The 26,812-nt window shown below is 68.9% G+C and carries 20 protein-coding genes and 1 pseudogene; 12 read left to right on the top strand and 9 right to left on the bottom strand.

Going from position 1 to position 26,812, the window contains the following annotated elements; all coding sequences use genetic code 11:
• Window positions 1–147: 147 nt before the first annotated feature.
• Window positions 148–2,049 carry a molecular chaperone DnaK gene (dnaK, locus tag G3I71_RS38515; protein WP_164322435.1) on the top strand — a complete coding sequence of 634 codons (1,902 nt, stop codon included), beginning with the start codon at window positions 148–150 and terminating at the stop codon, window positions 2,047–2,049.
• Window positions 2,050–2,128: 79 nt separating this feature from the next.
• On the opposite strand, the gene G3I71_RS38510 is transcribed toward dnaK, so the two are convergent.
• Both G3I71_RS38510 and G3I71_RS38505 read right to left on the bottom strand, forming a co-directional pair.
• Entirely contained in the window at window positions 2,129–2,944 is an 816-nt protein-coding gene (locus G3I71_RS38510; protein ID WP_164322434.1) for an SAM-dependent methyltransferase, read from the bottom strand.
• A 78-nt stretch (window positions 2,945–3,022) separates the two neighbouring features.
• Window positions 3,023–3,886: a helix-turn-helix transcriptional regulator gene (locus G3I71_RS38505; protein WP_164322432.1), complete on the bottom strand. Its 864-nt coding sequence runs from the start codon at window positions 3,884–3,886 to the stop codon at window positions 3,023–3,025.
• 508 nt (window positions 3,887–4,394) lie between these two features.
• Between G3I71_RS38505 and G3I71_RS38500 the strand changes: the two genes are divergently transcribed.
• From G3I71_RS38500 to G3I71_RS38490, 3 genes are all read left to right on the top strand, one after another.
• Window positions 4,395–5,603: an RNA-guided endonuclease TnpB family protein gene (locus G3I71_RS38500; RefSeq protein WP_164322430.1), complete on the top strand. Its 1,209-nt coding sequence runs from the start codon at window positions 4,395–4,397 to the stop codon at window positions 5,601–5,603.
• 173 nt (window positions 5,604–5,776) lie between these two features.
• Window positions 5,777–6,082, top strand: coding sequence for a 4a-hydroxytetrahydrobiopterin dehydratase (locus tag G3I71_RS38495; protein WP_164322428.1), 306 nt, complete (start codon window positions 5,777–5,779; stop codon window positions 6,080–6,082).
• Between the two features lie 21 nt (window positions 6,083–6,103).
• The gene (locus G3I71_RS38490; RefSeq protein ID WP_164322426.1) at window positions 6,104–6,853 is read left to right on the top strand and encodes a class I SAM-dependent methyltransferase; all 750 of its coding nucleotides are present in this window, start codon (window positions 6,104–6,106) and stop codon (window positions 6,851–6,853) included.
• Here the strand turns inward: G3I71_RS38490 and G3I71_RS38485 are convergent.
• Window positions 6,845–7,345, bottom strand: a complete 501-nt coding sequence (locus G3I71_RS38485; RefSeq protein WP_164322423.1) for a hypothetical protein — start codon at window positions 7,343–7,345, stop codon at window positions 6,845–6,847. The genes G3I71_RS38490 and G3I71_RS38485 overlap by 9 nt on opposite strands.
• Window positions 7,342–7,857, bottom strand: coding sequence for a hypothetical protein (locus G3I71_RS38480; RefSeq protein ID WP_164322422.1), 516 nt, complete (start codon window positions 7,855–7,857; stop codon window positions 7,342–7,344). Before G3I71_RS38480 ends, G3I71_RS38485 begins: the two co-directional genes overlap by 4 nt.
• A gap of 59 nt (window positions 7,858–7,916) precedes the next feature.
• Between G3I71_RS38480 and G3I71_RS38475 the strand changes: the two genes are divergently transcribed.
• Both G3I71_RS38475 and G3I71_RS38470 read left to right on the top strand, forming a co-directional pair.
• On the top strand, window positions 7,917–8,906 hold the full coding sequence (locus G3I71_RS38475; protein ID WP_164322420.1) for a YafY family protein: 990 nt from the start codon (window positions 7,917–7,919) through the stop codon (window positions 8,904–8,906).
• Window positions 8,907–9,003: 97 nt separating this feature from the next.
• Window positions 9,004–10,836: a rhamnogalacturonan lyase gene (locus tag G3I71_RS38470; protein ID WP_203732498.1), complete on the top strand. Its 1,833-nt coding sequence runs from the start codon at window positions 9,004–9,006 to the stop codon at window positions 10,834–10,836.
• A 42-nt stretch (window positions 10,837–10,878) separates the two neighbouring features.
• Here the strand turns inward: G3I71_RS38470 and G3I71_RS38465 are convergent, their stop codons facing one another.
• Window positions 10,879–13,566 carry a cellulose binding domain-containing protein gene (locus G3I71_RS38465; RefSeq protein ID WP_164322416.1) on the bottom strand — a complete coding sequence of 896 codons (2,688 nt, stop codon included), beginning with the start codon at window positions 13,564–13,566 and terminating at the stop codon, window positions 10,879–10,881.
• A gap of 166 nt (window positions 13,567–13,732) precedes the next feature.
• Entirely contained in the window at window positions 13,733–16,648 is a 2,916-nt protein-coding gene (locus G3I71_RS38460) for a glycoside hydrolase family 48 protein (RefSeq protein WP_164322413.1), read from the bottom strand.
• Window positions 16,649–16,924: 276 nt separating this feature from the next.
• On the opposite strand from G3I71_RS38460, the gene G3I71_RS38455 reads away from it, so the two are divergent.
• Complete coding sequence (locus G3I71_RS38455) at window positions 16,925–18,415, top strand: cellulose binding domain-containing protein (RefSeq protein ID WP_203732484.1); 1,491 nt, start codon at window positions 16,925–16,927, stop codon at window positions 18,413–18,415.
• A gap of 67 nt (window positions 18,416–18,482) precedes the next feature.
• Window positions 18,483–20,186: a glycoside hydrolase family 6 protein gene (locus G3I71_RS38450; RefSeq protein ID WP_164322410.1), complete on the top strand. Its 1,704-nt coding sequence runs from the start codon at window positions 18,483–18,485 to the stop codon at window positions 20,184–20,186.
• A 113-nt stretch (window positions 20,187–20,299) separates the two neighbouring features.
• On the opposite strand, the gene G3I71_RS38445 is transcribed toward G3I71_RS38450, so the two are convergent.
• Window positions 20,300–21,070: a phytanoyl-CoA dioxygenase family protein gene (locus G3I71_RS38445; RefSeq protein ID WP_164322408.1), complete on the bottom strand. Its 771-nt coding sequence runs from the start codon at window positions 21,068–21,070 to the stop codon at window positions 20,300–20,302.
• A gap of 156 nt (window positions 21,071–21,226) precedes the next feature.
• Between G3I71_RS38445 and G3I71_RS38440 the strand changes: the two genes are divergently transcribed.
• Entirely contained in the window at window positions 21,227–22,171 is a 945-nt protein-coding gene (locus G3I71_RS38440) for a trans-aconitate 2-methyltransferase (protein WP_164322406.1), read from the top strand.
• A 142-nt stretch (window positions 22,172–22,313) separates the two neighbouring features.
• Window positions 22,314–23,015 (top strand): SDR family oxidoreductase, encoded by a 702-nt coding sequence (locus G3I71_RS38435; protein ID WP_164322404.1) that lies wholly within the window; start codon window positions 22,314–22,316, stop codon window positions 23,013–23,015.
• Between the two features lie 197 nt (window positions 23,016–23,212).
• On the opposite strand, the gene G3I71_RS38430 is transcribed toward G3I71_RS38435, so the two are convergent.
• Entirely contained in the window at window positions 23,213–23,908 is a 696-nt protein-coding gene (locus G3I71_RS38430) for a glycoside hydrolase family 75 protein (protein ID WP_164322402.1), read from the bottom strand.
• 387 nt (window positions 23,909–24,295) lie between these two features.
• Complete coding sequence (locus tag G3I71_RS38425) at window positions 24,296–25,132, bottom strand: aldo/keto reductase (RefSeq protein WP_164322400.1); 837 nt, start codon at window positions 25,130–25,132, stop codon at window positions 24,296–24,298.
• 437 nt (window positions 25,133–25,569) lie between these two features.
• Here G3I71_RS38425 and G3I71_RS38420 point away from each other — a divergent pair.
• Both G3I71_RS38420 and G3I71_RS38415 read left to right on the top strand, forming a co-directional pair.
• Window positions 25,570–25,878 (top strand): annotated as a pseudogene (locus tag G3I71_RS38420) (glycoside hydrolase family 88 protein); the annotation flags it as partial.
• Window positions 25,879–25,891: 13 nt separating this feature from the next.
• Entirely contained in the window at window positions 25,892–26,683 is a 792-nt protein-coding gene (locus tag G3I71_RS38415; RefSeq protein WP_164322398.1) for a Tat pathway signal sequence domain protein, read from the top strand.
• The last annotated feature ends 129 nt before the right edge of the window (window positions 26,684–26,812 follow it).

Genomic DNA, 26,812 nt, shown 5'->3' with positions numbered 1-26,812 from the left:
GCCTCTTGCCGCGCCCCTTGCTCCAAGGGTGCGCGGCATCGTCGTTTCCGGGGTACCTCAAAGGAGGAGCCCGGAGAAAGGACCGACAGGAAGTCACTCAGGTTTTGTGCATGAGGGCGGGAAGCGTCCTGGCGGAAGGGGACAGCTGTGGCACGTGCGGTCGGGATCGATCTCGGGACCACGAACTCGGTGGTGGCCGTGTTGGAGGGCGGTGAGCCCACCGTCGTCGCGAACGCCGAGGGGGCGAGGACCACACCGTCTGTCGTGGCCTTCGCGAAGAACGGGGAGGTGCTCGTCGGCGAGGTCGCCAAGCGGCAGGCCGTGACGAACGTGGAGCGCACCGCCCGCTCCGTCAAGCGTCATATGGGCGACGGACATTGGCGGTTTCCCGACCAGGGGGCCGTGGACGGCACCCGCTACCGCGCCCAGGAACTCTCCGCGCGCGTGCTGCAGAAGCTGAAGCGGGACGCGGAGGCGTATCTCGGCGAGGACGTCTCGGACGCGGTGATCACCGTGCCGGCGTACTTCGACGACTCCCAGCGGCAGGCCACCAAGGAGGCCGGGGAGATCGCCGGCCTGAAGGTGCTGCGGATCATCAACGAACCGACCGCCGCCGCCCTCGCGTACGGCCTCGACCGGGGCGAGGAACAGACCGTGCTCGTCTTCGACCTGGGCGGCGGCACCTTCGACGTGTCGCTCCTGGAGATCGGCGACGGCGTCATCGAGGTGAAGGCGACCAACGGCGACACCCAACTCGGCGGCGACGACTGGGACCAGCGGATCGTCGACCACCTCGTCAAACGCTTCAAGGGGCAACAGGGCATCGATCTCGGCAGCGACAAGATGGCGCTGCAACGGCTCCGCGAGGGCGCCGAGAAGGCGAAGATCGAGCTGTCGAGTTCGTCCGAGACGACCGTCAACCTGCCCTACGTCACGGCCTCCGCCGACGGACCGCTGCACCTCGAGGAGAAACTGACGCGCGCCCAGTTCCAGGAGCTCACCGCCGACCTGCTCGACCGCTGCAAGACACCCTTCAGCCAGGCGATCAAGGACGCGGGAGTGAAGCTCGCCGCGATCGACCACGTGATCCTGGTCGGCGGCTCGACCCGGATGCCCGCCGTCAGCGAACTGGTCAAGGAACTCACCGGCAAGGAGCCGAACAAGGGCGTCAACCCGGACGAGGTCGTCGCCCTGGGAGCCGCACTCCAGGCTGGTGTCATCCGCGGTGACGTGAAGGACGTCCTGCTGCTCGACGTCACTCCGCTGTCCGTCGGCATCGAGACCAAGGGCGGCATCATGACCAAGCTCATCGAGCGCAACACCACGATCCCGACCCGGCGTTCGGAGATCTTCACGACGGCCGCCGACAACCAGCCCTCGGTCGGTATCCAGGTCTACCAGGGCGAACGTGAAATCGCCGCGTACAACAAGAAGTTGGGCGTCTTCGACCTCACCGGGCTGCCGCCTGCCCCACGAGGCGTGCCGCAGATCGAGGTCGCCTTCGACATCGACGCCAACGGGATCATGCACGTCTCGGCGAAGGACCTGGCCACCGGCCGGGAACAGAAGATGACCGTCACGGGCGGCTCGGCGCTCCACAAGGACGACATCGACCGCATGATGCGTGAGGCCGAGCAGTACGCCGACGACGACCGCAGGCGCCGGGAGGCGGCCGAGACGCGCAACCAGGCCGAGCAACTCGTCTACCAGACCGAGAAGTTCGTACGGGACAACGAGGAACAGGTGCCGGAGGAGGCGAAGTCCGAGGTCGCGGAGGCCGTCGCGGAGGTGAAGGGGCTGCTGTCCGAGGAGACCGACATCAGTGCGTTGCGGGCGGGGGTCGAGAAGCTCGCCACTGTCAGCCAGCGGATGGGGGCGGCGATGTATTCGCAGGCCCAGCAACAGTCTCCGACGGAGGGACGGGGCACCGGGGACTCCGCCCCAGCGGGGGAGGACGAGGGTGTGGTGGAGGCGGAGATTGTTGAGGACGAGCGGGAAGAGGGGGGTGGCGGGAAGGGGAAGGGGAAGGGGAAGGGGAAGGGGGTGTAGGTGGTTCGCGGGCTGCGGCTGCGTCGTGGCTGATCGCGCAGTTCCCCGCGCCCCTGAAGGGGCGCGGGAGCGCGCCCGTTCAGGGCTTGCGGGCTACCCCCGCGTACACCGGGACGATGCCCTCCGCCTGGGTTTCCACGTCCTCCGGGTCCGGGCGCCAGCCGTAGACGGGGATCACGCCGGGGCCGAGCAGTTCCAGGCCGTCGAAGAAGCGGTGGAACTCGGTGAGGGGGCGGGGGAAGAAGGGGGTGCCGCTGCGCCTGAAGTGTTCCGCCGCCTTCGCGATGGCCTCGGGGCTGAGGTCCGGGGTGACCTGGGAGAGGATCAGGTAGCTGCCGGGGGCGAGCGCGTCGACGTACGTCTTCAGCAGCCCGTGCACGTTGTCGCCCTCGGGTTCGTCACCGAGGTAGTGGGTCAGCGCGACCAGCGACAGCGCGACAGGCCGGCCGAAGTCCAGGGACTCGCCGGCCAGGCGCAGGATCGTCTCCGGGTCGCGGGCGTCGGCGTGCACGTAGTCGGTCGTGCCCTCGGCCGTACCGTGCAGCAGGGCCTGTGCGTGCCGCAGGACGATCGGGTCGTTGTCCGCGTACACCACCTTGGCGTCGGGGGCGACGCTCTGGGCGACCTGGTGCAGGTTCGGCTCGGTGGGGATGCCCGTGCCGATGTCCAGGAACTGGCGGATCCCGGCCTCGGCGGCGGTCCGCGTCGCGCGTTGCATGAACCGGCGGTTGGCGCGCGCGCCGCGCAGCACCGTGCCGTCGACGGCGAGGATCCTGCGGGCCAGCTCCTCGTCCACCGGGTAGTTGTCCTTGCCGCCGAGCCACCAGTCGTAGACCCGGGCGGGGTGGGGTCTGCTGGTGTCTATGCGGGTGGGCGCGCCCTCGGGTGCGGTCATGCGGTGTGTGCTCCTCAAGTGCCGTGATTTCGTTCGGTGAGTCCTGTGGCCGGTTCTGTGGATCGGCGGATCGGGGGATCAGTAGCCGTCGCGGTACTCGGCGATGATCTCCTTGGTGCGCTGGGCCGATGCGGCACCCGCCGTCATGTGGTCCAGGACCTCCAGGTGCGAGGCGACCTCCCGGCGGGAGTCCAGATAGAGCGCACCGGTCAGGTACTCCGTGTAGACCATGTCGGGCAGTTCCGGCTCGGCGAAGCGGAACAGCTCGAAGGGCGCCGACGTCCCGGGGTGCGGGCCGTCCAGGAACTCGGCGACCTGGATGGTGACATGGCCGCTCTCCGACGCGTCGAGGAGCCGGTCCAACTGATCGCGCATGACCTGGCCGTCGATGCTCACGGGCCTTCGCAGCACGGTCTCGTCGATGATCACCCAGAGGTGGGGCGGGTGTTCGCGGGTCAGCAGTTTCTGCCGGGCCATGCGCAGCGACACATGCCGGTCGACCGCTTCGGGGCCCGTGTGCCCGATCGTCCCGGCCTCCATGACGGCACGCGCGTACTCCGGGGTCTGCAACAGGCCGGGTACGAAGTGCGGTTCGTAGGAGCGGATCAGCCGGGCGGAGCCCTCCAGGCTCACATGCATACTGAACCAGTCCGGCAGGACGTCGGAGAACCGCTGCCACCAGCCGGGCGCGTTCGCCTCCTCGGCCAGGTCCACGAACACGGCCAGTTCGTCCTCGGGTACGCCGTACGCCCTCAACAGCACATGTACGTAAGGGATTTTGAGGGAGACCTCGGCCATCTCCATCCGCCGTACGGTCGCCGCCGCCACCCGCAGGACCCGCGCGGCCTCTTCCCGTTTCAGCCCGGCGGCCTCGCGCAGCTCCTGGAGCCGTCTTCCGAGCACCACTTGGCCCACGGTGGGCGCAGCCCGCCGCTCACTCACGCCACGCCTCCCCTACGCGCCGAAGTATCGCGAGCAGTGTGTCACGTTCCGCTGTCGGCCTGACAGATCGGAGGCCCGGAGATTACCCCGGAGGTAATCGACCCCGGTGAGCATGCGCGGAACAGTGGTGGCAACGGGTTCCGGGGCGGCGCACTCCGGTCCGGAACCCGGGTTCCGGTTCTGTTTCTGCCTTTTCTGCCTTGACTTCCGCTTCGACCACGATGGAGGGGATCCGCCATGTCCGCAACCCAGTTCGCCGCCGCTTCCGCCAGACTCGCAGCAGCGGACAGACTCCCTTGTGTGCCTTGTCCGAGGGGGCGATGGGGCCGGCCGCGCCGCCGGTCGGGACCGTGGTCATCGGTATTCCTCCGTGGATACCCCGGCCGGGGAGGAAACGGGCTCCTGCGGAGCAGAGCAGGGAAAGCCGGATCGCCGCCAGGGCGGTCCGGTGTCCGCCGACCAGCGCCTGGCACTCTTTGCTCACACGGGAACTGATAGAATGTGAGGCGTGACGCAGCAGGTCAAGCGGGCTTTCAAGTACCGCTTTTACCCCACGGACGAGCAGGCAGCTGAGCTGTCCCGCACGTTCGGCTGTGTCCGCCTCGTGTACAACAAGGCGCTGGAGGAGCGCACCCGGGCCTGGTATGGCGAGCAGCGTCGGGTCTCCTACGTCCAGTCGTCCGCCGCGCTGACGGAGTGGAAGAAGACCGAGGAACTCGCCTTCCTGGCCGAGGTGTCCTCCGTTCCGCTTCAGCAGGCGCTGCGGCACCTTCAGACGGCGTTCGGGAACTTCTTCGCCCAGCGGGCGAAGTACCCGCGGTTCAAGCGCCGGAAGAAGTCCCGCGCGTCCGCCGAGTACACCCGCAGCGCCTTCAAGTGGCGCGACGGGAAGCTGACGCTGGCGAAGATGGCGGAACCTCTGGGCATCCGCTGGTCGCGTCCCCTCCCGCAGGGCGTGGAGCCGTCGACCGTGACGGTCTCCCGGGACGCTGCGGGACGCTGGTTCGTCTCCATGCTGTGCGAGGACACCGCCACGCCGGACCCGGCCACCGCGGCGGCCGTCGGGATCGACGCGGGGATCACCTCCCTGGTGACCCTGTCCACCGGGGAGAAGATCTCCAACCCCCGGCACGAGCGCCGTGACCGGGCCCGCCTCGCCCGCGCCCAGCGGAAGCTGTCCCGTAAGGCGAAGGGCTCCGCCAACCGGGAGAAGGCCCGACGCGAGGTGGCCCGCGTCCACGCCCAGATCGCCGACCGGCGCCGCGACCACCTGCACAAGCTCTCGACTCGTCTCGTCCGTGAGAACCAAACGGTCGTGATCGAGGACCTCGCCGTCCGTAACCTGCTGAAGAACGGCAAGCTCGCGCGCGCCATCTCCGACGCCTCGTGGACTGAACTGCGCTCCATGCTGGAGTACAAGTGCGCCTGGTACGGGCGCGAACTCGTCGTGATCGACCGTTGGTTCCCCTCCAGCAAGCTGTGCGGGGCCTGCGGCACGGTCCGGGCGAAGCTGCCGCTGAACGTCCGTGAGTGGACGTGCGAATGCGGCGCTGCACATGACCGCGACGTGAACGCGGCGAAGAACATTCTCGCGGCCGGGCTGGCCGTGTCTGCCTGTGGAGACGGTGTAAGACCTCAACGGGAGTCCTCCCGGACGGGGCAGCCGTCGATGAAGCAGGAACCCCAGCGGGTGACCGCTGGAATCCCCCGCCTTTAGACGGGGGAGGAAGTCAAACGACGACCGTAGCCGAGCGGCAAAGAGGGGGCGAACGGACGAGCGGCCGGTACCCGAAGTGCGAAACGGTCGGCGGACACCCTCCTGACCTGGGCCGCAACGCCCGGCCTGTGGCACGCTTGGAGAGCACCCCACATCAGTGAAGGAGCGTGGCCATGCTCGTCGAACCGCTGTCGCAGAAGGAGATCGAGGACCGGTTGGCGGAACTGCCGGGCTGGTCGCTCGACGGGGACCGCATCGCCCGTTCCTACCGCCTCGGCTCGCACTTCGCCGCGACGGCGCTGGTCATCCACATCGCCCAGGTCCAGGAGGAACTGGGCCACCACTCCGACCTCACCCTCGGCTACGACTCGGTCTCACTCACCGTGAACACCCACAGTGCGGGCGGCGCCGTCACGGACCTCGACTTCCAGCTCGCCCGCAGAGTCGAGGCCCTCGCAGCGGGCCACGGGGCGAACTGACCGGGCCGAGGGATCGCGATCGTGCTGGACTACAACCAGGAGGCGGAGCGGTACGACGCCTCGCGCGGCGGCGAGCCCAGGGCGGCGGCTGCCGCGGAGGCCGTGCTGAGCCTCGTACCCGAAGCGGCACGCAGCCTGCTCGACGTGGGGTGCGGTACGGGCATCGTGACCCGGCGGCTCGCGGCGGCGCGGACCGGGACGCGGGTGACGGGCGTCGACCTGACCGACGCGATGGCGAGGCGGGCCGCCGCTCGGCTGCCGGGGACCGTCGTACTCGCCGACAGCCGTCAACTCCCCTTTCCGGACGGCCGGTTGGATGCGGTGACCAGTGTCTGGCTGCTGCATCTCGCCGGGCGGGCCGAGGATGTCCGGGCCATCGTCGGGGAGTGCGCGCGGGTGCTGCGGCCGGGCGGGGTGTACGTCACCACCGTCGACAAGGGCGCCTCGCACAACGTGGGCAGCGACATCGACGCCATTCTCGCTTCGCGCCCGTGGCGTGCGGCACCGGACGCGGCAGCCGACGTCGAGGCCTATGCCGCCGAGCACGGACTGGTTCCGGCCGGTGAGGCGCGCTTCCGGGGGCGTGGACAAGGACGCAGTCCCCGGCGGGCCGTCGCGGACCTGCGGCGCGGATGGTTCATGACGTTACCGCCGGGCGACCCGCTGGCCGACGACTTCGCCGCCCGCCTGGAGGCGCTGCCCGATCAGGACCGGCCCCGCCCGGACCCGGTGTTCACGCTGCGGGCGTTCCGCAAGCCATGGTCATCCTGAGGAGCCATCCTTCTGGGGGAAGGCGACTCGGGTGAAGGCCATCGTCCAGTTGGTCATCCAGGTCGCCCCGTCGTCGGCCGAGAACGCCTGCTCCCAGCGTGCCGTGCTGTCCGAGATCTCCGACCACACGAACCGCACCCGGACGTCCTTGCCGTCGCATGTGTCATCACCGTAGAACTCGCCCTGAAAAGCGCCCTGTTGGTCGGTGAAGCCGCCCTTCACCGGTGGGAACAGTCTGCCGCTGCCGCTCGCGGACCAGTTCAGCGACCACTCCTCGGTCTCGCGGTCGAACAACCGCAGTGTGAGTCCCTTCGACCCGAGGGGCGGCATGTCGATCTCCTCGATGTTCGCGGCCCCGTCGAACAGACTCCAGCAGCGGCTCGTTCCGTCGAACTCCTCCCAACTGCCTGCCAGGTCGAGGAAGTCGGTGCGGCGGCGGTTGCGGACCGTCCACCCGCCGTGCAGGAAGTCGAAGTCGTGCGGGCTGCTCATGAGCGGTCTCCAGTGGTTCCCTCGGGCAGGCTGTCGGCCAAGTAGGCGCCCAGGTCCGGGACATGGGGAGCCAGCAAGTGCCTTACCCAGGCGTCGCGTTCGTGCAGGATCGGCGGCAGCTCCCAGACGCAGCCGATCCAGGGGGCGTCAGGCGTGATGAAGTGCGTGGGGTCACGGTCCGGGCAGCCGAGCACCGGCTGGCCCGCAGCCGCGCCCCTGAAGTGCAGGACGTTGTCCCACACCCAGCTGTACGCGTTGAGGTAGGCGCCGTCGTCGCCGCCCCGGTGCAGGACGACGAAGGTGGCGGGCGGGGTGCCGTCCGGCTCCGGGAGCAGCTTCGGCAGCATCGCGTACGCGGCCTCCTCGACGTCGGGTGCGATGCCTCCCGGGTCGGTCGTGACGTGGTAGCGCTTGATGTGCCGGCCGGCCACCTCGACGGGCGGGAGAACGGTCAGCAGTTTCTCGCTGAACGGAGTGAAGGCGGTGACGGGGGTCACGGGGGTGTTGGGCATGAGGGGACGTTAAGGCCACTTCACTGACATCCTGTGTCAGTGAAGTGGGTGATGTTCGCGTGAGGTCCAGTCGGCTGCTTTCCGTCCTCCTGCTGCTCCAGACCCGGGGGCGGATGACCGCTGCCCAGCTCGCCGAGGAGCTGGAGGTGTCGGTGCGTACGGTCTACCGGGACGTCGAGGCGCTGAGCGCGGCGGGCGTGCCCCTGTACGGCGACGCGGGTCACGCCGGCGGCTACCGTCTCCTCGACGGCTACCGCACCCGGCTGACGGGCCTGAACGCCGACGAGGCCGAGGCGCTGTTCCTCGCCGGGGTCCCGGGACCGGCCGCCGAGCTCGGCCTCGGCTCGGTCCTCGCCGCCGCCCAGCTCAAGGTCCGCGCCGCCCTGCCGCCGGAGCTGCGCGCCCATGCCGACCGGATCAGCGGCCGCTTCCACCTCGACGCGCCCGGCTGGTACGCGGATGCCGAGGAGGCGCCGTACCTCCCGGCGGTCGCCGACGCGGTGTGGAACAGCCGGGTCCTGCACGTCCTGTACCGCCGCTGGGCCGAGCCCACCGATGTGGAGCGCCGCCTGGAGCCGTACGGACTGGTACTGAAGGCGGGGCGCTGGTACGTCGTCGCGGGACCCGGGCCCCGTACCTTCCGCGTCGACCAGATCCTTGAACTCGCTTCGTCCGACGAGGAGTTCACCCGGCCGGATACCTTCGACGTGGCCGCGTACTGGACGGCGTACCAACGCGACTTCCATGACCGGCTCTACCGCGCCGAGGCGTTGGTGCGGCTGGCGCCCGGCGTGCGGCTGTCGGGGCCCGCCGCCGACGCCGTCGAGGTCAACGGCCTTATGGATGAGGAGGGGTGGACCCTGGCGACGGTACCCATCGAGTCCGTCGACCGAGCCCACGGGGAGTTCCTGAGACTCGGTACAGGCGTCGAGGTGCTGGCGCCGGCCGAGCTGCGGGAGCGGATCGCCCGGACGGTGACGGAACTGGCGGCGCGATACGGCGACTTCGCGCACCCGAGCGGCAACTCCCCTGCGGGCGGCGGCGACTGAGGAGTGGAACCCGTCCGCCCCGCAGGAGGTAGGTACCGTGCAGCACCCGCAGCCGCATGCCCAGCCCCATCCCCCCACCCGCACCAGACGCCGGACCCTGCTGTCCGCCGTGACCGCCGGAGTCCTCGCCGCCGCAGGGCTGGTGTCGCTCTCCGCCGCGCCGGCCGAGGCCGCCACCGCCCGGCAGGTCGAGGCGCTCGACCGGGGTGTCGTCAGCGTGCACACCGACAGCGGCAACCTGGTCAGCTGGCGCTGGCTCGGCACCGACCCGAACGACGTGTCCTTCAACGTCTACCGGGCCGGTGCGCTGGTCAACTCGACGCCGGTCACCGGCTCCACGAACTACTTCCACTCGGGCGCCCCGGCCCAGGCCGACTACACGGTCCGGGCGATCGTCGGCGGCGTGGAACAGGCCGACTCCGTGCACGCGATCCAGTTCCGCACCGGATACAAGGACGTCCCGATCACCCCGCCCGCCGGCGGCACGACCCCCGACGGGGTCGCCTACACCTACGAGGCGAACGACGCCTCGGTCGGTGACCTGGACGGTGACGGCACGCTCGACTTCGTACTGAAGTGGCAGCCCACCAACGCCAAGGACAACTCCCAGTCGGGGTACACCGGCAACACGATCGTCGACGGGATCAAGCTCGACGGTACGCGGTTGTGGCGTATCGACCTGGGCCGCAACATCCGCTCGGGCGCGCACTACACACAGTTTCAGGTGTACGACTACGACGGCGACCGCAAGGCCGAGGTCGCGATGAAGACGGCGGACGCGACGGTCGACGGAACCGGTGCCGTCATCGGCAACTCGGCTGCGGACTACCGGAATTCGAGCGGTTACGTGCTCTCCGGGCCCGAGTACCTGACCATGTTCAACGGGCAGACCGGCAAGGCGATGGGCACCGTCGACTACGTCCCGGCGCGCGGCACCGTCTCCTCGTGGGGCGACTCCTACGGCAACCGGGTCGACCGGTTCCTCGCCGGTACCGCCTACCTGGACGGCGCCCGGCCCTCCCTGATCATGGCGCGCGGCTACTACACGCGTACCGTGCTCGCGGCCTGGGACTGGCGGAACGGGGCGTTCACGCGCCGCTGGACCTTCGACTCCAGCTCCTCCACCAACAGCGGCAAGGGGTTCGACGGCCAGGGCTCGCACAGCCTGTCGGTCGGGGACGTCGACGGCGACGGCAAGGACGAGATCGTCTACGGGGCGATGGCCGTCGACGACAACGGCAACGGGCTCTGGACGACGAAGACGGGGCACGGCGACGCCCAGCACCTCGGCGACCTGGACCCGGGGCACGCGGGCCTGGAGTACTTCAAGGTGTCCGAGTCCAGCTCCCAGCCGGCCGAGCTGTACATCAACCCGGCCAACGGAACCGTCAACTGGAGCATCGCGGCCTGCTGCGACAACGGCCGGGGAGTCGCCGGGGACATCTGGGCGGGCAACGACGGAGCGGAGGTCTGGTCGGCCTCGGACTCATCGATCCGCGACGAGGCCGGCGCCACCAAGGGCCGCGAACCGTCCTCCGTCAACTTCCTGTCCTGGTGGGACGCAGACCCGGTCCGTGAACTCCTCGACGGTACGCACATCGACAAGTACGGCACGTCCTCCGACACCCGCCTGCTGACCGGCGCGTCAGTCCACTCCAACAACAGCACGAAGGCCACTCCGGCGCTCTCCGGGGACCTCTTCGGCGACTGGCGCGAGGAGGTCGTCTGGGCGACGAGCGACAACACGGCCCTGCGTATCTACTCGACGCCGATCGAGACGACGACGAGGATCACGACCCTGCTGCACGACACGATGTACCGCACGGGCATCGCCTGGCAGAACACGGCGTACAACCAGCCCCCGCACCCCAGCTTCTTCATCGGCAACGGCATGCCGACGGCCCCGAGGCCGACCGTCTACACCCCGTGAACGACGGTGGGTGCGTGTCCCGCCGGACACGCACCCACCGGTTCAGGCGACCGTGCAGCTCTGGTCACCCAGCTTGAACGCGGCCGGTTTTCCGTTCGTGCCCGACCAGTTGCCCGTGAATCCGAAGCTGACCGACGAGCCGGCCGCCACGTTCGCGTTCCAGTTCACGTTCTTCGCCGTCACCGCGGCACCCGACTGGGTGTACTCGGCGTTCCAGAGTTGGGAGACGGTCTGGCCGTTCGGGAAGGACCAGCCAAGTGCCCAGCTGCTCCAGGCGGTTGTGCCGGTGTTGGCGAGCTTCACGTCCGCCTGGAAGCCGCCCGACCACTCGCTGGTGACCTTGTACGTCACCGCGCAGGCCCCCGTGGACGTAGGCGTAGGCGTAGGCGTAGGTGTCGGCGTCGGCGTCGGATCCGTGCCGCCTCCGCCGCTCGCGTCCGACGACTCGCCGTAGACGACACCGCGCCCGTTCGTCGACACGTACACGCGCCCGTACACCCTCGGGTCACCGGTGATCGCCGCGCCCGTCCAACCCCACTGGTGGGTGTCGTCGTTGATACGCGTCCAGGTCGCTCCCTTGTCCGTGGAGCGGAAGATGCCGCGTACTCCGCCGATCTTCGCGCTCGTGTAGAGCGTCTGGTACGTCGCTCCCGTCGCCGCCTTGCCGAAGCCGATGGTGTCCGCCTGGTCGACGTTGGACAGCTTGGTGAACGTCGTGCCGCCGTCCGTCGAGTGCCACAGGCCGTACGCGCCGTCCGTCGCGCCGCCCGCCAGCCAGACGTCACCCTTCGTGGCCGGGAGGGCCTTGAAGCGCACGCTGTCGCCGGCCGGGAGGCCGGTCGCCGCCGACGCCGTGAAGGTCGCGCCACCGTCCGAACTCACGTAGAACTTGCCCGACTTGAAACCGTAGAACGTCTTCGCGTCCACCCGGTCGGACTCGACGATCGCGCCTGCCGGGATACCCGACGACGCCGACCACGACGTACCGAAACCCGTCGCGTACTGCACGCCCGTGCCTGCCGGACTCCACACGAACCGGCTGCCGTCCGACGCCGCCGCGATCGTGCCGCCGCCCGAGACGCCCGAAGGGTCCGTCCCCGCGAACCAGTTGGCGCCGTTGTCCGTCGAGAACGCGACATGCGGGCCCGAGTCCAGGTCGCCGACGCGGGCCACGATCCCCGGGTTGGTCTCGGCGTAGTCCAGGCTCGTGGTGGTGGTGAAGTTCGGTGAAGTGAACATCATCGACGGGACCTTGGTGAGATCCGTGTGCCGGAAGCCACCGATGTCGCCCAGAGCGCTGAGCAGTACCGCACCGCCCGACGGGGGAGCGGCCAGGTCGAGGACCGCTGTCTCCTCCAGGCCCTGGACCATCGGTTTGATGCTGAACTGGCTGCCGCTGTCCCAGTTCGTGAGGTTCTCGGTGCCGTAGACCGTCGCGCCCGTTCCGTACATCATGCGGTTCGAGTTGAACGGGTCGATCTCCAGCGACTCCGTCATCCACCCCAGTTTCGGGCTCTGTTCGGGCGGCGAGGGGTTCGCGCCGAAGGTCAGCCACGGGGAGGACGAGACGTCCATCGTGAACCGGTTCGCGCGGGTGGGGTACGAGGTGTAGTCCCAGGCCTTCGTCCAGGTGCCGCCGCTGTCCGTGGAGCGGAACAGCTGCGTGTCCGGCCACCAGGAGCTGTACGCCGTCGCCATCACCGTGCCCGGCTTCTGCCGGTCGATCGTCAGCCCGCTGAACCCGTAGTAGGTGTCCGCCTCCGCGACCGGGCTGATGTTCGTCCAGGTGCCGGTCGCCGTCGCGTACCGCCACAACTGGCCCTTGCCGCCGTCGTACGGTCCGCCCTTGTCGCTGTACGGCAGGTACAGGTAGCTGTTCTTCGCGTCCAGTACGCCCTTGTGGGCCAGATAGCCGGTGGGCTGCCCGGCCACCCGCGACCAGGTCGCGCCCGCGTCCGTCGAGCGGTACACCGCGTTGTCCTTGTCGGCGACCCCGACATAGATCGTGCGGGTCGCGTTCCCGGCCGTACCCGTCGACTCGTCGAAGGTGACCCAGACGATGCCCTGGTTGTCGCTGGAGTACCCGCTGGTGTCGGTCGGATCCTGCGCGTAGTTGCCGACGTTGGGGAAGTTCGCCACCTGCGACCAGGTCACCCCCGAGTCCGTCGACCGCCACAGGCCCTTGCCGCTGGGCGCGCCCAGATACAGCACGCTGTTCCTGTTCGGGTCGACAGCGAGACGCTCACCCATGCCCCGGCCGGGCATGTTGCCGCCCAACTTGAAGGGCAGATCGGCCCGTTGCCAGCTCGCGCCCCGGTCACCCGACCTCAGCACGGCACCGTTTCCGGGGTCCCAGCTGTTGGTGTACGTGCCGACAGCCGCGTACACCTTGTTCGGGTCCACGGAGTCGGACGCGAGGCTGACCACACCGGTGTGGCCCCAGCGGTCCCAGCCGACCGAGTCCGTCAGCGGGGTCCACGTCTTCGTCGACTCCTGCCAGCGGTAGGCGCCGCCGATGTCCGTACGGGCGTACGCCAGGTTCTTCTCGGTGCGGTTGAAGACGATGCCGGGGACGAAGCCGCCGCCGTCGATCCGGGCGTTCTTCCAGGTGTACGTGTCGGCCGCGAGCTTCACCTCCGCGGCGGACGGGGCGGCGAGCGCGAGCGGGCCGGCCGTCAACAGGCCTGCGGTCAGGGCCAGTACGGCCGTGAGGATACGGGTTCTTCGCATGGGTGGGGGGTCCTCTCAGCAAGAGGTCTCTTGGGGAGTGAGAGCGTGGGGGTGGAGGTGGAGGTGGGGGGGGGAGCAGTACGCGACGACCGGGCGGCCCCCAGTGCGGGAGGGGGCCGCCCGGCCGCGGTACGCGGAGCTCAGGTCCGGTTGGACCCGGCGGGGGCTATTCGAGTAGCTCCGCGTACGAACCCATGGCGAGGGCTATGTCCGCCTGGGCCCAGAACCGGTGGTAGGTGAACGAGGGCGCGGCGCCACCGGCCAGGTACCCCTCGATCTTCGACCAGTTGGGGTCGTTCTTGTAGAAGGAGCGGAGCGAGATGAAGGTCGACGACGAGTTGACCGTGTCGCCGTTCGGCATCTTCCCCGTCCAGCCCGACGGCACGTAGACGGCGTCGTCGAAACGGTTGTAGTCCGTGCGGGTCTCCGGGACGGCGATACCCAGGGTGTCCTGGTAGTTGGACCACATGCCGTCCAGCAGCGCCTTCGCCGTCGTCGCCGCCTCGGTGTCACCGGAGCGGTCGGCGTAGTACGTCAGCGTCTTGGCGTACGCCGCCGCCACGCCCACGTCGTTGGTGTAGTCGGCGACGGTGACATGAAGTCCCGCGTTGGCGCCCGGAGTTGTGGCGTTCCAGGTGTCGGGGGAGCCCGACCACTGGAGCGTCGACGGGATGCGGTAGGTGCCGTCGGGGTTGACGGTCGTCTTGGACAGGGCCCAGTCGACCCACTTGTCCAGGACGGTCTTCGCCGCCGCGTTGCCCGTCTGCTGGTAGTACTCGGCGACCCGCTCCATGGACCACGCCTGGAAGCCGAACCACTGGTTGGACGGCGGGTCGTGGTACACGGGAGCTTCGTCGTAGTACATGCCGTAGAAGGTCGGCGTGCCGGTCGGCGGGGTCGCGTAGCGGCCCGCCCAGCTGTTGGTCGCGCCGCCCGCGATGGCACCCTCGTTGGACTGGAGCCAGCGGTAGAACTCGATCTGCCGCCCCAGGGACTTCGTCCAGTCCGCCTGCCCTGTCGCCGACTTGGGCTTCAGGTCGGCGTACGAGCTGAGCGCGTAGGCGGCCAGCGGGTTCTGGTAGCCGCCGTGCGTGTGGCTGGAGCCGATGCGCCAGGCCCAGCCGGCCGAGGTGTCGTTGGCGCCGCCCCACGCGTAGTACCAGGACATCAGATAGTGCGAGGCGTCCTTGCCGGTACCGGCGGCGCAGGTCGTCGGACCGACACAGTTGCCGATCTTCTTGAAGTACTTGTCGTACATCGAGTAGCGCAGGTAGTCGCCCATCTTGGCCGCCTTGCCGACGGTCGTCGAGACGTCACTGCCCTTGCCCTGCTCCTTCGCCCAGACATCGGCCCAGTACGCGGCCTGCACGGCGCGCGCGTCGGCGTCCGGGGCGTCGGTGTACTTCCACTGCTTCGCGTACGACGCGTCGCCGGTGAACAGGTCCAAGTACCCGTTCGTACCGCCGTACTTGAAGGCGTCGCAGGTCGGCTGCGGAACGGTCTCCCACACCGATTCCTGCGATCCGCGCTGGAAGGTGTTGATGTACGAGGGACCGGTGTCCGTCGGGCCCGCCTCGCACTTGCCGGGCGAGTTGCCGTAGCCGTACACGTTGTCGACGTCCTGGAGCCAGTGCATACCGTAGACGTCGTCCGTGCCGTACGCGGTCTTCAGCTCGGCCGCGATGGGGTCCGTGCCGACCGGGACAGCGGTGTTGAGCGCGGCCGGATACTGGCTCGGCAGATCGTACTCAGGGGCGTACGTCGCCGGCTTCGACGCGTTGTAGAAGGAGTTGGTCGGCTGGTCGGCGTGGGTGGGGATCATGTACTGCTCCATGATCGACCAGGCGCCGTTGAACTTGGTCCAGTCGCCCGTCACCTTGCCGTACATGGCCTGGAGCCACAGGAGGTAGCTGTACGCCTCCGACGTGGTCTCGTGGCCCTGGTCCGGCGCCTCGACGATCAGCGTCTCCACCGAGTGGTAGGGAATGCCCTCGGGGGAGAAGTAGCCGCTCGCCGGGTTGGTGATCTTCCCGTAGAGGTCCAGGAAGCGGGCGTCGTACACCTTCGAGGCCGCCAGCTCGGTGACGGTGACCGTCGCCTTGGCGTGGCCGGTGGCCGTCGAGTCGAAGACCGCCGATCCGGTGCCTGTCGCGTTGGCGGTGATCGTCACCTTCTGGGCCGTGTTCCAGTTCGACGGCGTGAAGGTGAGCGAGGCGCCGCCCGTGACAGACAGGCCGGTGTTGCCGCTCGCGCGGGCCGTCGCCACGGTCACGTTCACGCTCGGCTGTGTCGACAGCTTCACGTCGTACGTGCCCGTCTTGCCCTGCTGGACGCCGAGTTGGGTCGGTACGGCGACCACGGCGGGACCCGAGGCGACCGTGATGCCTACCGGCGTGGACGGCGCCGAGGCACCCAGGCTGTCGTACGCCTTGGCCAGCAGCGAGTGACTTCCCACGGCCAGTCCGGTGGCCGAGTACGTGTACGGCGAGGTCGTGTCCGTGCCGAGCAGCGTGGTGTCGTCGTAGAACTCGATCTTCGTGATCGTCGCGCTGTCCGCCGCAGCCGCAGTGGCCGCCATCGGCACCGCGTCACCCTGCGAGTAGACCGCGCCCGCGACCGGGCTGGTCAGCACCGTGACCGGCGGCTGGTGGGCCCCGGCGCAGGTCGTCCCGTTGATCGCGAACGAGGTCGGCGCCGCGTTGGCGCCGCTGTACGTGAACTGACCGCCGGTACTGACGGCGGCGCCGGCGGCGATCGTCGCGTTGTACGTGGCGTTCTGCACGGTGACCGTCTGGCCGGACTGGGACCAGGTGCCGTTCCAGCCGTTGCTGAGCTTCTGGTTGCCCGCGTAGGCGTACGTCAGTGTCCAGCCGTTGATGACGTCCGTACCGCGGTTGGTGATCGTCAGATCCGCGGTGAAACCGGACCCCCAGTCGTTCGTCTTGTAGTCGACGCTGCATTGAACTGCCGCTGCCTGAGCGGGAGTTGTGCCCGTCGCGAGCATGGTCAGGGGAAGGGCGAGAACCGCCACGACAGCGGTCCAGAACCGCCGCGCGCTGCGGCGTCTGTGTCGGGGGTGCATGGTGCTGGTTCCTCCTAGCGGGCTCGGAGGTGCTCATGGAGATGTGGGGAGGAGCAACAAGCCTTGAACCAGTGGGAGCGCTCCCATAGTGAAGACGTGTGTGTCAAGGGTCAAGGTGTTTGAAGACTCGAATTGATTCGACGGCGACATCTGATGGAAACACGTCACCCCCTCTGTCCTTTGCCGTCACTTGGCGCTAACTTCGTTGACACCAGTGGGAGCGATTCCGTCAGTCGACGCGTCCGAGCGACGCGCCCGATCTGCAAGGAGTCGCTCATGCGACACCCCCCGCGTTCAGGTCTTTTAGTCGTACTCGGAGCTGCCGTCGCCCTTGTGGGCACCGCGGTCGCACCGGTTCTCACGGCGTCGGGAGCCACGCCCGCGTGCACGGTGGAGTACTCGGTCACCAGCACCTGGGACGCCGGCTTCCAGGGCTCCGTCAGGATCACCAACAACCAGACGGCGCTGAGCAGTTGGAGTCTCACCTTCGACTTCGGCGCAGGTCAGAAGCTCACCCAGGGCTGGAACGCCAAGTGGTCCCAGTCCGGCACCACCGTCACCGCGGCCAACGAGAGCTACAACGGCTCGCTGGGCACGGGCGCGAGCGTCAGTGCGGGGTTCATCGCCTCGCGGTCCGGGAGCAATCCCGTACCGGCGTCGTTCAAGCTCAACGGGACGACGTGCAACGTGGATTCGGAGCCGACCCCGACCCCGACCCCGACTCCATCGCCCACCGTCACGCCGGCCCCCGAGGCCGGGGCACCCGCTCTGCACGTGTCCGGCAACAAACTCGTCGACTCCGGCGGCGCCACCAGGCGGCTGCTCGGCGTCAACCGCTCCGGCGGCGAGTTCAGTTGCGTCCAGGGCAACGGCATCTGGGACGGACCGGTCGACGACGCCTCGGTCAAGGCGATCGCCGACTGGAAGGTCAACACTGTACGCATCCCGCTCAACGAGGAGTGCTGGCTCGGCCTGTCCAACATCAAGCCCGAGTACGCGGGCGCCAACTACATCGCCGCCGTCAAGGACCTGGTGGCGAAGGTGAAGGCGCACGGCATGACGCCGATGGTCGAACTGCACTGGTCCTGGGGTCAGTACACGGGCAACTCGGCCGGCTGCTCCGACGTGCACGCCAGCTGCCAGAAGCCGATGCCCGACATGCAGTACTCGCCCGCCTTCTGGACCTCGGTCGCCAACACCTTCAAGGGTGACCAGGCCGTCGTGTTCGACCTGTTCAACGAGCCCTACCCGGACCGCGCCACCTCCACGGCGGCCCAGGCCTGGACCTGTTGGCGGGACGGCGGCACCTGCTCCGGCATCGGCTACGAGGTCGCCGGTATGCAGGATCTGATCGACGCGGTCCGGGTCACCGGCGCCAAGAACGTGATCCTGGCCGGCGGGCTCGCGTACTCGAACGACCTCAGCCAGTGGCTGACGTACAAGCCGACCGACCCGGCGGGCAATCTTGCCGCCGCCTGGCACATCTACAACTTCAACTCGTGCTCCAGCGAGAGCTGCTGGGACTCGACGCTCGCTCCGGTCGCCGCCCAGGTTCCCCTGGTGGCGGGCGAGATCGGCGAGAACACCTGCGCGCACTCCTTCGTCGACCGGGTCATGAAGTGGTTCGACGACCGCTCCCTGTCCTACCTCGGCTGGACCTGGAACACCTGGAACTGCGCCACCGGCCCGTCCCTGATCTCCGGTTACGACGGCACACCCACAGCCTTCGGAATCGGTCTGCGCGACCACTTGCGGGCCATCGGTTAGCGCACCAACTCCCCATCACAGCAAGGCGCTTCTCACCCCACAGGAAAACGAGAGGACATCCGCACTCATGAGCCGTACCAGAACAGCGATCCTCGCCTCCATGGCGCTGGTCGCCGGTGCCACCGGTGCCGCGGTAGCCACCGCGCCCGCCGCGATCGCCGCCATCCCCTGCACCGTCGCCTACACGGTGCAGAACCAGTGGTCCACCGGCTTCACCGCCGCCGTGACGGTCACCAACAACAGCGCGGCCAAGTCGAGTTGGGCCGTGAAGTGGTCGTACGCCGGCAACCAGCAGGTCACCAGCGGCTGGAACGCCAAGATCACCCAGAGCGGCACCGCCGTGACCGCCGCCAACGAGACCTACAACGGGACGCTCGCCACCGGTGGTTCGGTGAGCTTCGGTTTCAACGGCAGCTACAGCGGCACCAACGCGCTCCCGACCACGTTCACCCTCGACGGCGTCACCTGTAACGTCGACGGCGGGACCGACCCCACGACTCCGCCGGGCCCCGGCACCGGTACGAGGGTCGACAACCCGTACGCCGGTGCCAAGGTGTACGTGAACCCGGAGTGGTCGGCCAAGGCCGCCGCGGAGACGGGCGGCAGCCGGATCTCCAGCCAGCCCACCGGCGTCTGGCTGGACCGGATCGCCGCGATCAACGGGGTCAACGGCGGGATGGGTCTGCGCGCCCACCTCGACGCGGCCCTCCAGCAGAAGGGCACCGGCGAACTCGTCGTCCAGCTGGTCATCTACGACCTGCCCGGCCGCGACTGTGCCGCCCTCGCCTCCAACGGCGAACTCGGCCCGACGGAGATCGACAAGTACAAGACCCAGTACATCGACCCGATCGCGGCGATCCTCGCGGACACCAAGTACGCGGGCCTGCGCATCGTCACGACCGTCGAGATCGACTCGCTGCCCAACCTCATCACCAACACCGGCAGCCGGGTCACGGCCACGCCCGCGTGCGACGTGATGAAGGCGAACGGCAACTACGTCAAGGGTGTCGGCTACGCGCTCAACAAGCTCGGTGACGTGCCGAACGTCTACAACTACGTCGACGCCGGCCACCACGGCTGGATCGGCTGGGACGACAACTTCGGCCCCTCCGCGGACCTGTTCAAGCAGGCGGCCACCGCCGAGGGCGCGACCGTCAACGACGTGCACGGGTTCATCAGCAACACGGCGAACTACAGCGCGCTGAAGGAGAACAACTTCACCATCAACGACACCGTGGCCGGCAAGTCCGTCCGCGAGTCGAAGTGGGTGGACTGGAACCGGTACACCGACGAACTCTCCTTCGCACAGGCCTTCCGCAACCAGCTGGTCACGGTCGGCTTCCCGTCCACCATCGGCATGCTGATCGACACGTCCAGGAACGGCTGGGGCGGCACCGCACGGCCCACCGGCCCGGGCGCGACGACCACCGTCGACACCTACGTCGACGGCGGACGCTACGACCGGCGCTTCCAGACCGGCAACTGGTGCAACCAGTCCGGCGCGGGTCTGGGCGAGCGCCCGAAGGCCGCTCCGGCGACCGGGATCGACGCGTACGTGTGGATGAAGCCTCCGGGCGAGTCCGACGGCTCCAGCTCGGCGATCGCGAACGACGAGGGCAAGGGCTTCGACCGGATGTGCGACCCGACGTACACCGGTAACCCGCGGAACAACAACAACATGTCGGGCGCGCTGCCGAACGCGCCGGTCTCCGGGCACTGGTTCTCGGCGCAGTTCCAGCAGCTCATGACCAACGCCTACCCGGCGCTCTAAGCTCCGCTGGATCGGCGGTTCGCTGTTCGGTGCGGGTTCGGTGGGGGCTTGTCGCGCAGTTCCCCGCGCCCCTGAAGGGGCGCGGGTGAGCGGCCGGCTTCCACCGGGCCCGCTCAGGCGGTTTTCCTCAGGCCGCGGCGGATCGCGAGTTCCACCGGGGAGTAGTTCTCGTCCGCGCGTTCCAACTCGTAAGGCGCCGCCGGATGAAGCGGGGGCTGAGCCATGAAACGTGGCCGGGTCCCGTGGTGCGGTTGCGCCGCATGGACCAGGAAAGGGTGGCAGAGGTATACGTCGCCGGGGCGGCCGGTGGCGTGTGCGAGCGGGCGATGCGCCGAGGCCGTCACCAGTTCCGGTGCCAGCTCCAGCCCCGAGACGCCTTCCTCGCCGTACGGCTTCAGTAGTGGTGGTACGTCCAGGTGCGAACCCACCCGGATACGCGTCGGGGCGTCCGTCTCGCCGACCTCGCTGAACAGGAACAGCATCAGCAGGGACCGGTCCCGGGAGCGCAGGTTTGTGTAAGGCCAGGTCGCGCCCTCGGGGGAGTAGCTGCCCTCAATGTGCCAGCCCGCGTCGTCCGGTTCCTCCTCGTGCGGGAACCGCAGCGGGAAACTGCCCAGCGAATAGCGTGACGCCCAGCGGCCCTCGCCCACGAGCGCGTCGAACGCCTCATGCAGCACAGGGGTGTTGACCGCGGCGGCGAACGGGCCCTGCGCCATGTCCGACACCCAGTGCACGGGCTTCGTCCAGGTGCCCGGGTCGTCCGGGTCGCATCCCGTCTCCCGCCACAGCAGCCGTGCGCAGTGCTCGGCGACGCGGGGCGGGAAGGCGCCCTCGATCTTCACGAACCCGTCTTCGAGGAAACGCTCCACCAGCTCATCGTCCATAGGCACATCGTGGGGGAGCGGGACGGGCCCGCGCATCCGGGTTTTGCCGTGAGTGGGTATACGGGAGATCTCTGTTTGCCGTAACGGCAACAGAACTGGCCCGGTCGGCAGAGTCGGAGCAGGCTGGTGCCAACGACAACGGGAGGCCCGTACACCATGGCCCATCAGCACCGGCACAACCATGATCGCGACCAGGCGCCTGCTCACGCCCATAACCGTTCCCACGACCACAACCACGACCATGCCGACATCGACTTCGCCGAGATGATCCCCCATCTGGAAGGGCAGGCCGAACTGTTCGCGCCGCTCTACGCCGATGCCCTGGCCTGGCTGCGGCGGCAGCAGCCGGAACCGGGGCTGATCGTCGACGCGGGCAGTGGCCCCGGCATCATCTCGGGCTTCTTCGCGCAGGCGTTCCCCGAGGCGCGCGTCGTCGCGGCGGACAGTTCGGCGGCGCTTCTGGAGCGGGCCCGCGAGAACGCCGGACGACTCGGCACCGCCGACCGCTTCAGCACCGTAGAGGCTGAACTGCCGGACGGGCTGGGCGAGTTGGAGTATCCCGCCGACCTGGTGTGGTCGAGCCGGGCCGTCCACCATGTCGGCGACCAGCGGGCCGCGCTCACCGCACTCGCGGCCGTACTCGCCCCGGGCGGCACGCTCGCCGTGATGGAGGGCGGCCTCCCCGAACGGAACCTGCCGCGCGACCTGGGCTTCGGGCGGCCCGGCCTGGAGGCGCGGCTCGACGTGATCGAGCAGGGCTGGTTCACCGGAATGCGCACCAGCCTGCCCGGCCACGTGCGCGTGACCGAGGACTGGCAGGCCCTGCTCACCGCCGCCGGCCTGCGCCCCTCCGGCACCCGCTCCTTCACGCTCGACCTCCCCGCCCCGCTCACGGACGCGGCCCGCGCCTATGTGATCGGTGTCTTCGACCGGCGCCGCACGATGTTCGCGGACGAACTCGACGCCGAGGACCGCGCCACCCTCGACCGCCTCGTCGACCCCGACGACAAGGCGGGTCTGCACCATCGGCCCGACGCCTTCGTCCTGGCCACGTACACCGTGTACACGGGCAGCAAGCCGCAGGAGCAGTCGCGGGGGTGAGCGGGAGAGCTGCCTGCGGAATTGGTCAGGAGGCCCGACCCGCCCGCCCCGGGCTTGACTTCGAGGGCGCTTCAAGTGATGGACTCCCCGCTGTTCACCGACGCGCATGGCACATGCGTGGCACACACAGGGGGTAACCACCATGACCGACTCACCCGTCGCACTCATCACCGGCGGCGCAAGCGGCATCGGCGCGGCCGTCGCGCGGCGGCTGCTCGACGCCGGCCACCGGGTCACCGTCACCGGCCGGGGCGAAGAGCGGCTGAACGGCTTCGCCGAGGAACTCGGGCGCCCCGAAGGCCTGTTGACGATTCCCGGCAACGCCGCCGAGTACGACCAGGTCCGCGGCGCCGTCGAGACCACGCTGAAGCAGTTCGGGCGGCTGGACACGGTTGTCGCCAACGCCGGTTTCGCCACCCACGACACGGTCGCCGACGGCGACCCGGCGGGCTGGCCGGAGATGGTGCTGACCAACGTGCTCGGGCCCGCGCTGCTCATCAGGGCCTCGATTGACGCGCTGAAGGAGACCCGGGGCCGGATCGTGCTGGTCGGCAGCGTCGCCGGGTTCGTCCACACGCCGGGCAACATCTACGGGGCGACCAAGTGGGCGGTGACCGGTCTCGCCGAGAACACCCGCCGCCAGGTCACGGAGTTCGGCGTCGGCGTGACACTGGTGGCCCCCGGGCGTGTCGAAACCCCGTTCTGGGACAGCTACGGCAGCCTGCCCCCGGGGCATCTGCTGACGGCCGACCAGCTGGCCGACTCGATCGTCTGGGCGATCCGGCAGCCTGAGGGAGTCGACGTCAACACCGTGGTCGTACGGCCGATCGGTCAGCCCAACTGACCTGTGCACGGCCTGAGTTGCTTGCCCGGAAGCCGGAAGCCGGAAGCCGGAAGCCGGAAGCCGGAAGCCGGAAGCCGGAAGCCGGAAGCCGGAAGCCGGAAGCCCCGGGAGTCCGGGAGCCCGGTGTCGCGTGCGTGTACGCGGCACCGGGCTCCCTGCCCCCGACTCCGTGGCGTCGTTGTACCGTCGCCCCGGACTCAGTTGTCGCGGATGAACTGCTTGGCCAGCTGATCACCCAGGGAGACCGCCGCGCTGTGGCTCTCTATGGGTGAGACCTGCGAGTTCTTGAACAGGATGTACGTCACGCCGGAGTCGGTGCCGCCGCTCTCCGGGTCGGGGTCGATGCCGAGGGCCTGAGCGGTGGCGTACGACGCTTCGCCGATGATCTTCGCGGGGCCGGTGTCGCCGACGACCGCGTACTCGACCTTGTTGTTGTAGACCACGGCGACCACTCCACCGCCCTTGATCCCGGCGCCGGAGTAGTTCCAGATGCTGCTGGAGCTGGGCACGACGACGTACGGCAGTGAATCGGCCTTGAGCGGCTTGCCGTTGGACTGGTGGAACGCCGTGTCGTCCTGGTACCAGGGGTCGGTGGTCTCACTGCACTTCGACGTGCGTTGTCCGTCGCAGTCGATGTCCATGTCGGCCTTCCAGAACACGGCTCCGTTCTTGCCGCACACGGGTATCGAGGCCGAGGTCTCGTCGTCCGTCCTGTACTTGCCGCTGGATATCTGGGAGCAGGACGTCACCTTGGCGAGCAGGTCGGCCGCGCTGACCGAGCCCTCCTTGGTGGACGCCGGCCGGGGCGTGCCGGAGGCGTACGAGGGGAGTGCGGCGGTGGCGAGCAGAGCTGCGCCGGCAGCCGCGGTGAGGGTCAGTGTTCGAGAGCGCACTGTGGGGGGACCCTTCTGTTAGGAAAGTTTCCTTACCGGGTGCGATCCAAGGTGGACCTGTTTGCATGGCTGCGTCAACCCTGTCGACCGGGGTTCGATGCGGGCCGGTTGCCCTTGCTCCACGGGGAGTTGGACGCGGTGGAGGCGGGGCGGGAGCCGGGAGAGGGTGGGGCGGCAGGTCGGTTCAGGGGGAGCACGGGTGGTGGCGGCGGTGCGCGTGGGGTGATGTGCGCCGGTGGTGAGATGCGGGGAACCGTCGACCGGGACGACGTCAGGTCCACGCCGAAGGGCTGCGTCGCAACGGTCGAGACCCTGCCCGCGCGCAAGCGAAACGCCCCGGAGCCGCGACCGGATTCGGTGCGGACCGGGGCGTTGCCGTGACCTTCGTCAGCCCGCCTGGAAGGTGGCCGGGTCCGGGCCGAGGCGGCGGCCCTCGTGCAGCGCGCTGATCGCCGCGAGGTCCTCCGTGTCCAGGGTGAAGCCGAAGACGTCGATGTTCTCCTTGATCCGGGACGGTGTCACGGACTTGGGGATCACCACGTTGCCCAGCTGGAGGTGCCAGCGCAGGACGATCTGGGCCGGGGTGCGGTCGTGCTTCTGGGCGATGGCAACGATCGCCGGGACCTCCAGCAGGCCCTTGCCTGAGCCGAGCGGGGACCAGGCCTCCGTGGCGATGCCGTGCTCCGCGTGGTAGTCGCGGGACTCCTGCTGCTGGAGTTGCGGGTGCAGCTCGATCTGGTTGACCGCCGGGACGACCGAGGTCTCGGCGAGAAGCCGGTCGAGGTGCTCCGGAAGGAAGTTGGAGACACCGACGGCCCGGGCGCGGCCGTCCGCGTAGAGCTTCTCGAACGCCTTGTACGTGTCGACGAACGTGCCCTTGGCCGGCTGCGGCCAGTGGATCAGGTACAGGTCGACGTACTCCAGGCCGAGCTTCTCCAGGGAGGTGTCGAAGGCGCGGAGGGTGGACTCGTACCCCTGGTCGCTGTTCCAGAGCTTGGTGGTGACGAAGAGGTCCTCGCGGGGGACGCCGGATGCGGCGATGGCCTTCCCGGTGCCCACTTCGTTGCCGTAGATCGCCGCTGTGTCGATGCTGCGGTACCCACTCTCCAGCGCGGTGGTCACCGCCTGCTCCGCCTCGTCGTCCGGCACCTGCCAGACGCCGAAGCCCAGCTGGGGCATCTCGACGCCGTTGTTCAGGGTGATCGGGGGGACCTTGCTGCTCACGAGCTCTCGATCCTTCAGTCGTCGGTCGGGTACTCCCATCGTCAACGAGCGCGAGCCGTGCCGCATTCCTGACCGGGAGAATCCACGCGACCGGGAGAATCCGCGCGAACCGGCCGTCGGCTCGGTGCCGGTGGCGAGAATGGCCGGAAACGCATCCGAGGTCATCGGTCCGGACCATTGACCGCAGCCTGTCATGCCGCGACGCTGTATGGCGTCGTCGAACATGTTGCTGAACATTGTGCAGCCATGTGAACGAACGGCTGGCCTGGGCTTTCCCTCCCCCACCCTTCCGGAAAGCAGGTACGCACCCTTGGACGAGTCTGTGATGCCTCCGGCCCCAGGCGGGATCCTGGGCCACGAGACGGGCGAGGTCCGGTACCGCAAGCGGCCCGGAAGATCCGTCACCGCCTGAACACCCACCCGCGCACGGACGCTGGTTCCAGGTGATCGGCAGGGGCGGACGGAGCGGCAACCGGACCGAGAGGTCCTGCTCCAGCATGTGCACCTACGCCCTCGCGCGCGGCGCCCGACGCGGCTACCTGGACCCCCACTTCAAGGCTGTCGCCCGGCGCGGTCACCAGGGCGCCCTGGCGAAGCTCTCGACCGGCGCGGACGGCCGGACCGAGCTCGCCGGCATCTCAGTCGGCACGAACGTCGGCGACTACGCGTACTGCATCGCCCGCACCCGGGCCGGCAACGACTTCCACGGCCTGGGCGCCTTCCTGATCGCGAACGAACAACTGTGAGGTGATTGGCGTCATGAGCACATCCAGAAGGGCGCTGCTGGGTGCCGCCCTCGGCGGAGCCGCCGGAGCGGCCGTCGGTCTGCCGGCCGCCACCACCGCCCACGCCGCCTCCTGGCAGCAGAAGTGGGCCCCGTCGGCGAGCGCCGACGGCCTCGGCGCCTTCGAGACCATCGAGGACGACCGCGCCGACTCCCACACCGCCGCCCACCCGCACATCTACGCCACCGGCAACAACTGGCGCTTCACCATGCACACCGTCGACCGCGACACCTCGACCGACCGCCAGCGCCAGGAGGTCACGGGCCTGCGCAACGGAAGCGGCAGCGACTACCTCAAGTGGACGGAGGGCCAGACCTGGCGGGTCACCTACTCGATGTACATCCCGAGCTCGCTCAAGGCGACCACCACCTTCACCCACATCATGCAGATGAAGCAGCCCGGCAACGGCACCTCGCCGCTCGTCGTGCAGTCGCTGCGCCGGGTGAACGGCGTACAGACCATCGAACTGAAACTGGCCATCGGCGACATCCTGATCGGCCGTACGAACCTGGACCCGCTGCACGACAAATGGACCGACGTCGACTTCCAGATCAAGGTCGGCAACGGCTCGGCGGGCACGGTCCGCTGGATCCTCAAGTCCGCCGGCTCGACGGTGATCGACGCCTCGAAAACCGGCGTCGACACCTTCCTGGCCGACCGGGTACGCCCGAAGTGGGGCATCTACCGCTCCCTCGGCGACACCTCCGGGTCCCTCCAGGACAGCTACCTCCTTCTCACCAACCTCCGCGGCTACCAACTCGTCTGATGAACCGTCACATGCGGCCGTTCCTGGAGGCTGAGCGGGGGTGAGGCCTGTTGCCAGGTCTCGTGCTCGGCCGAACACCCCGGACGGTGTCGGGTGTTCTGGTTGCCCGCGTTCGCTCCGCGTCCGGGC

Origin of the sequence: Streptomyces sp. SID12501 (assembly GCF_010550245.1) — a bacterium.
Taxonomy (GTDB): Bacteria; Actinomycetota; Actinomycetes; order Streptomycetales; family Streptomycetaceae; genus Streptomyces.
This window is presented reverse-complemented; position numbering and strand designations above follow the sequence as displayed.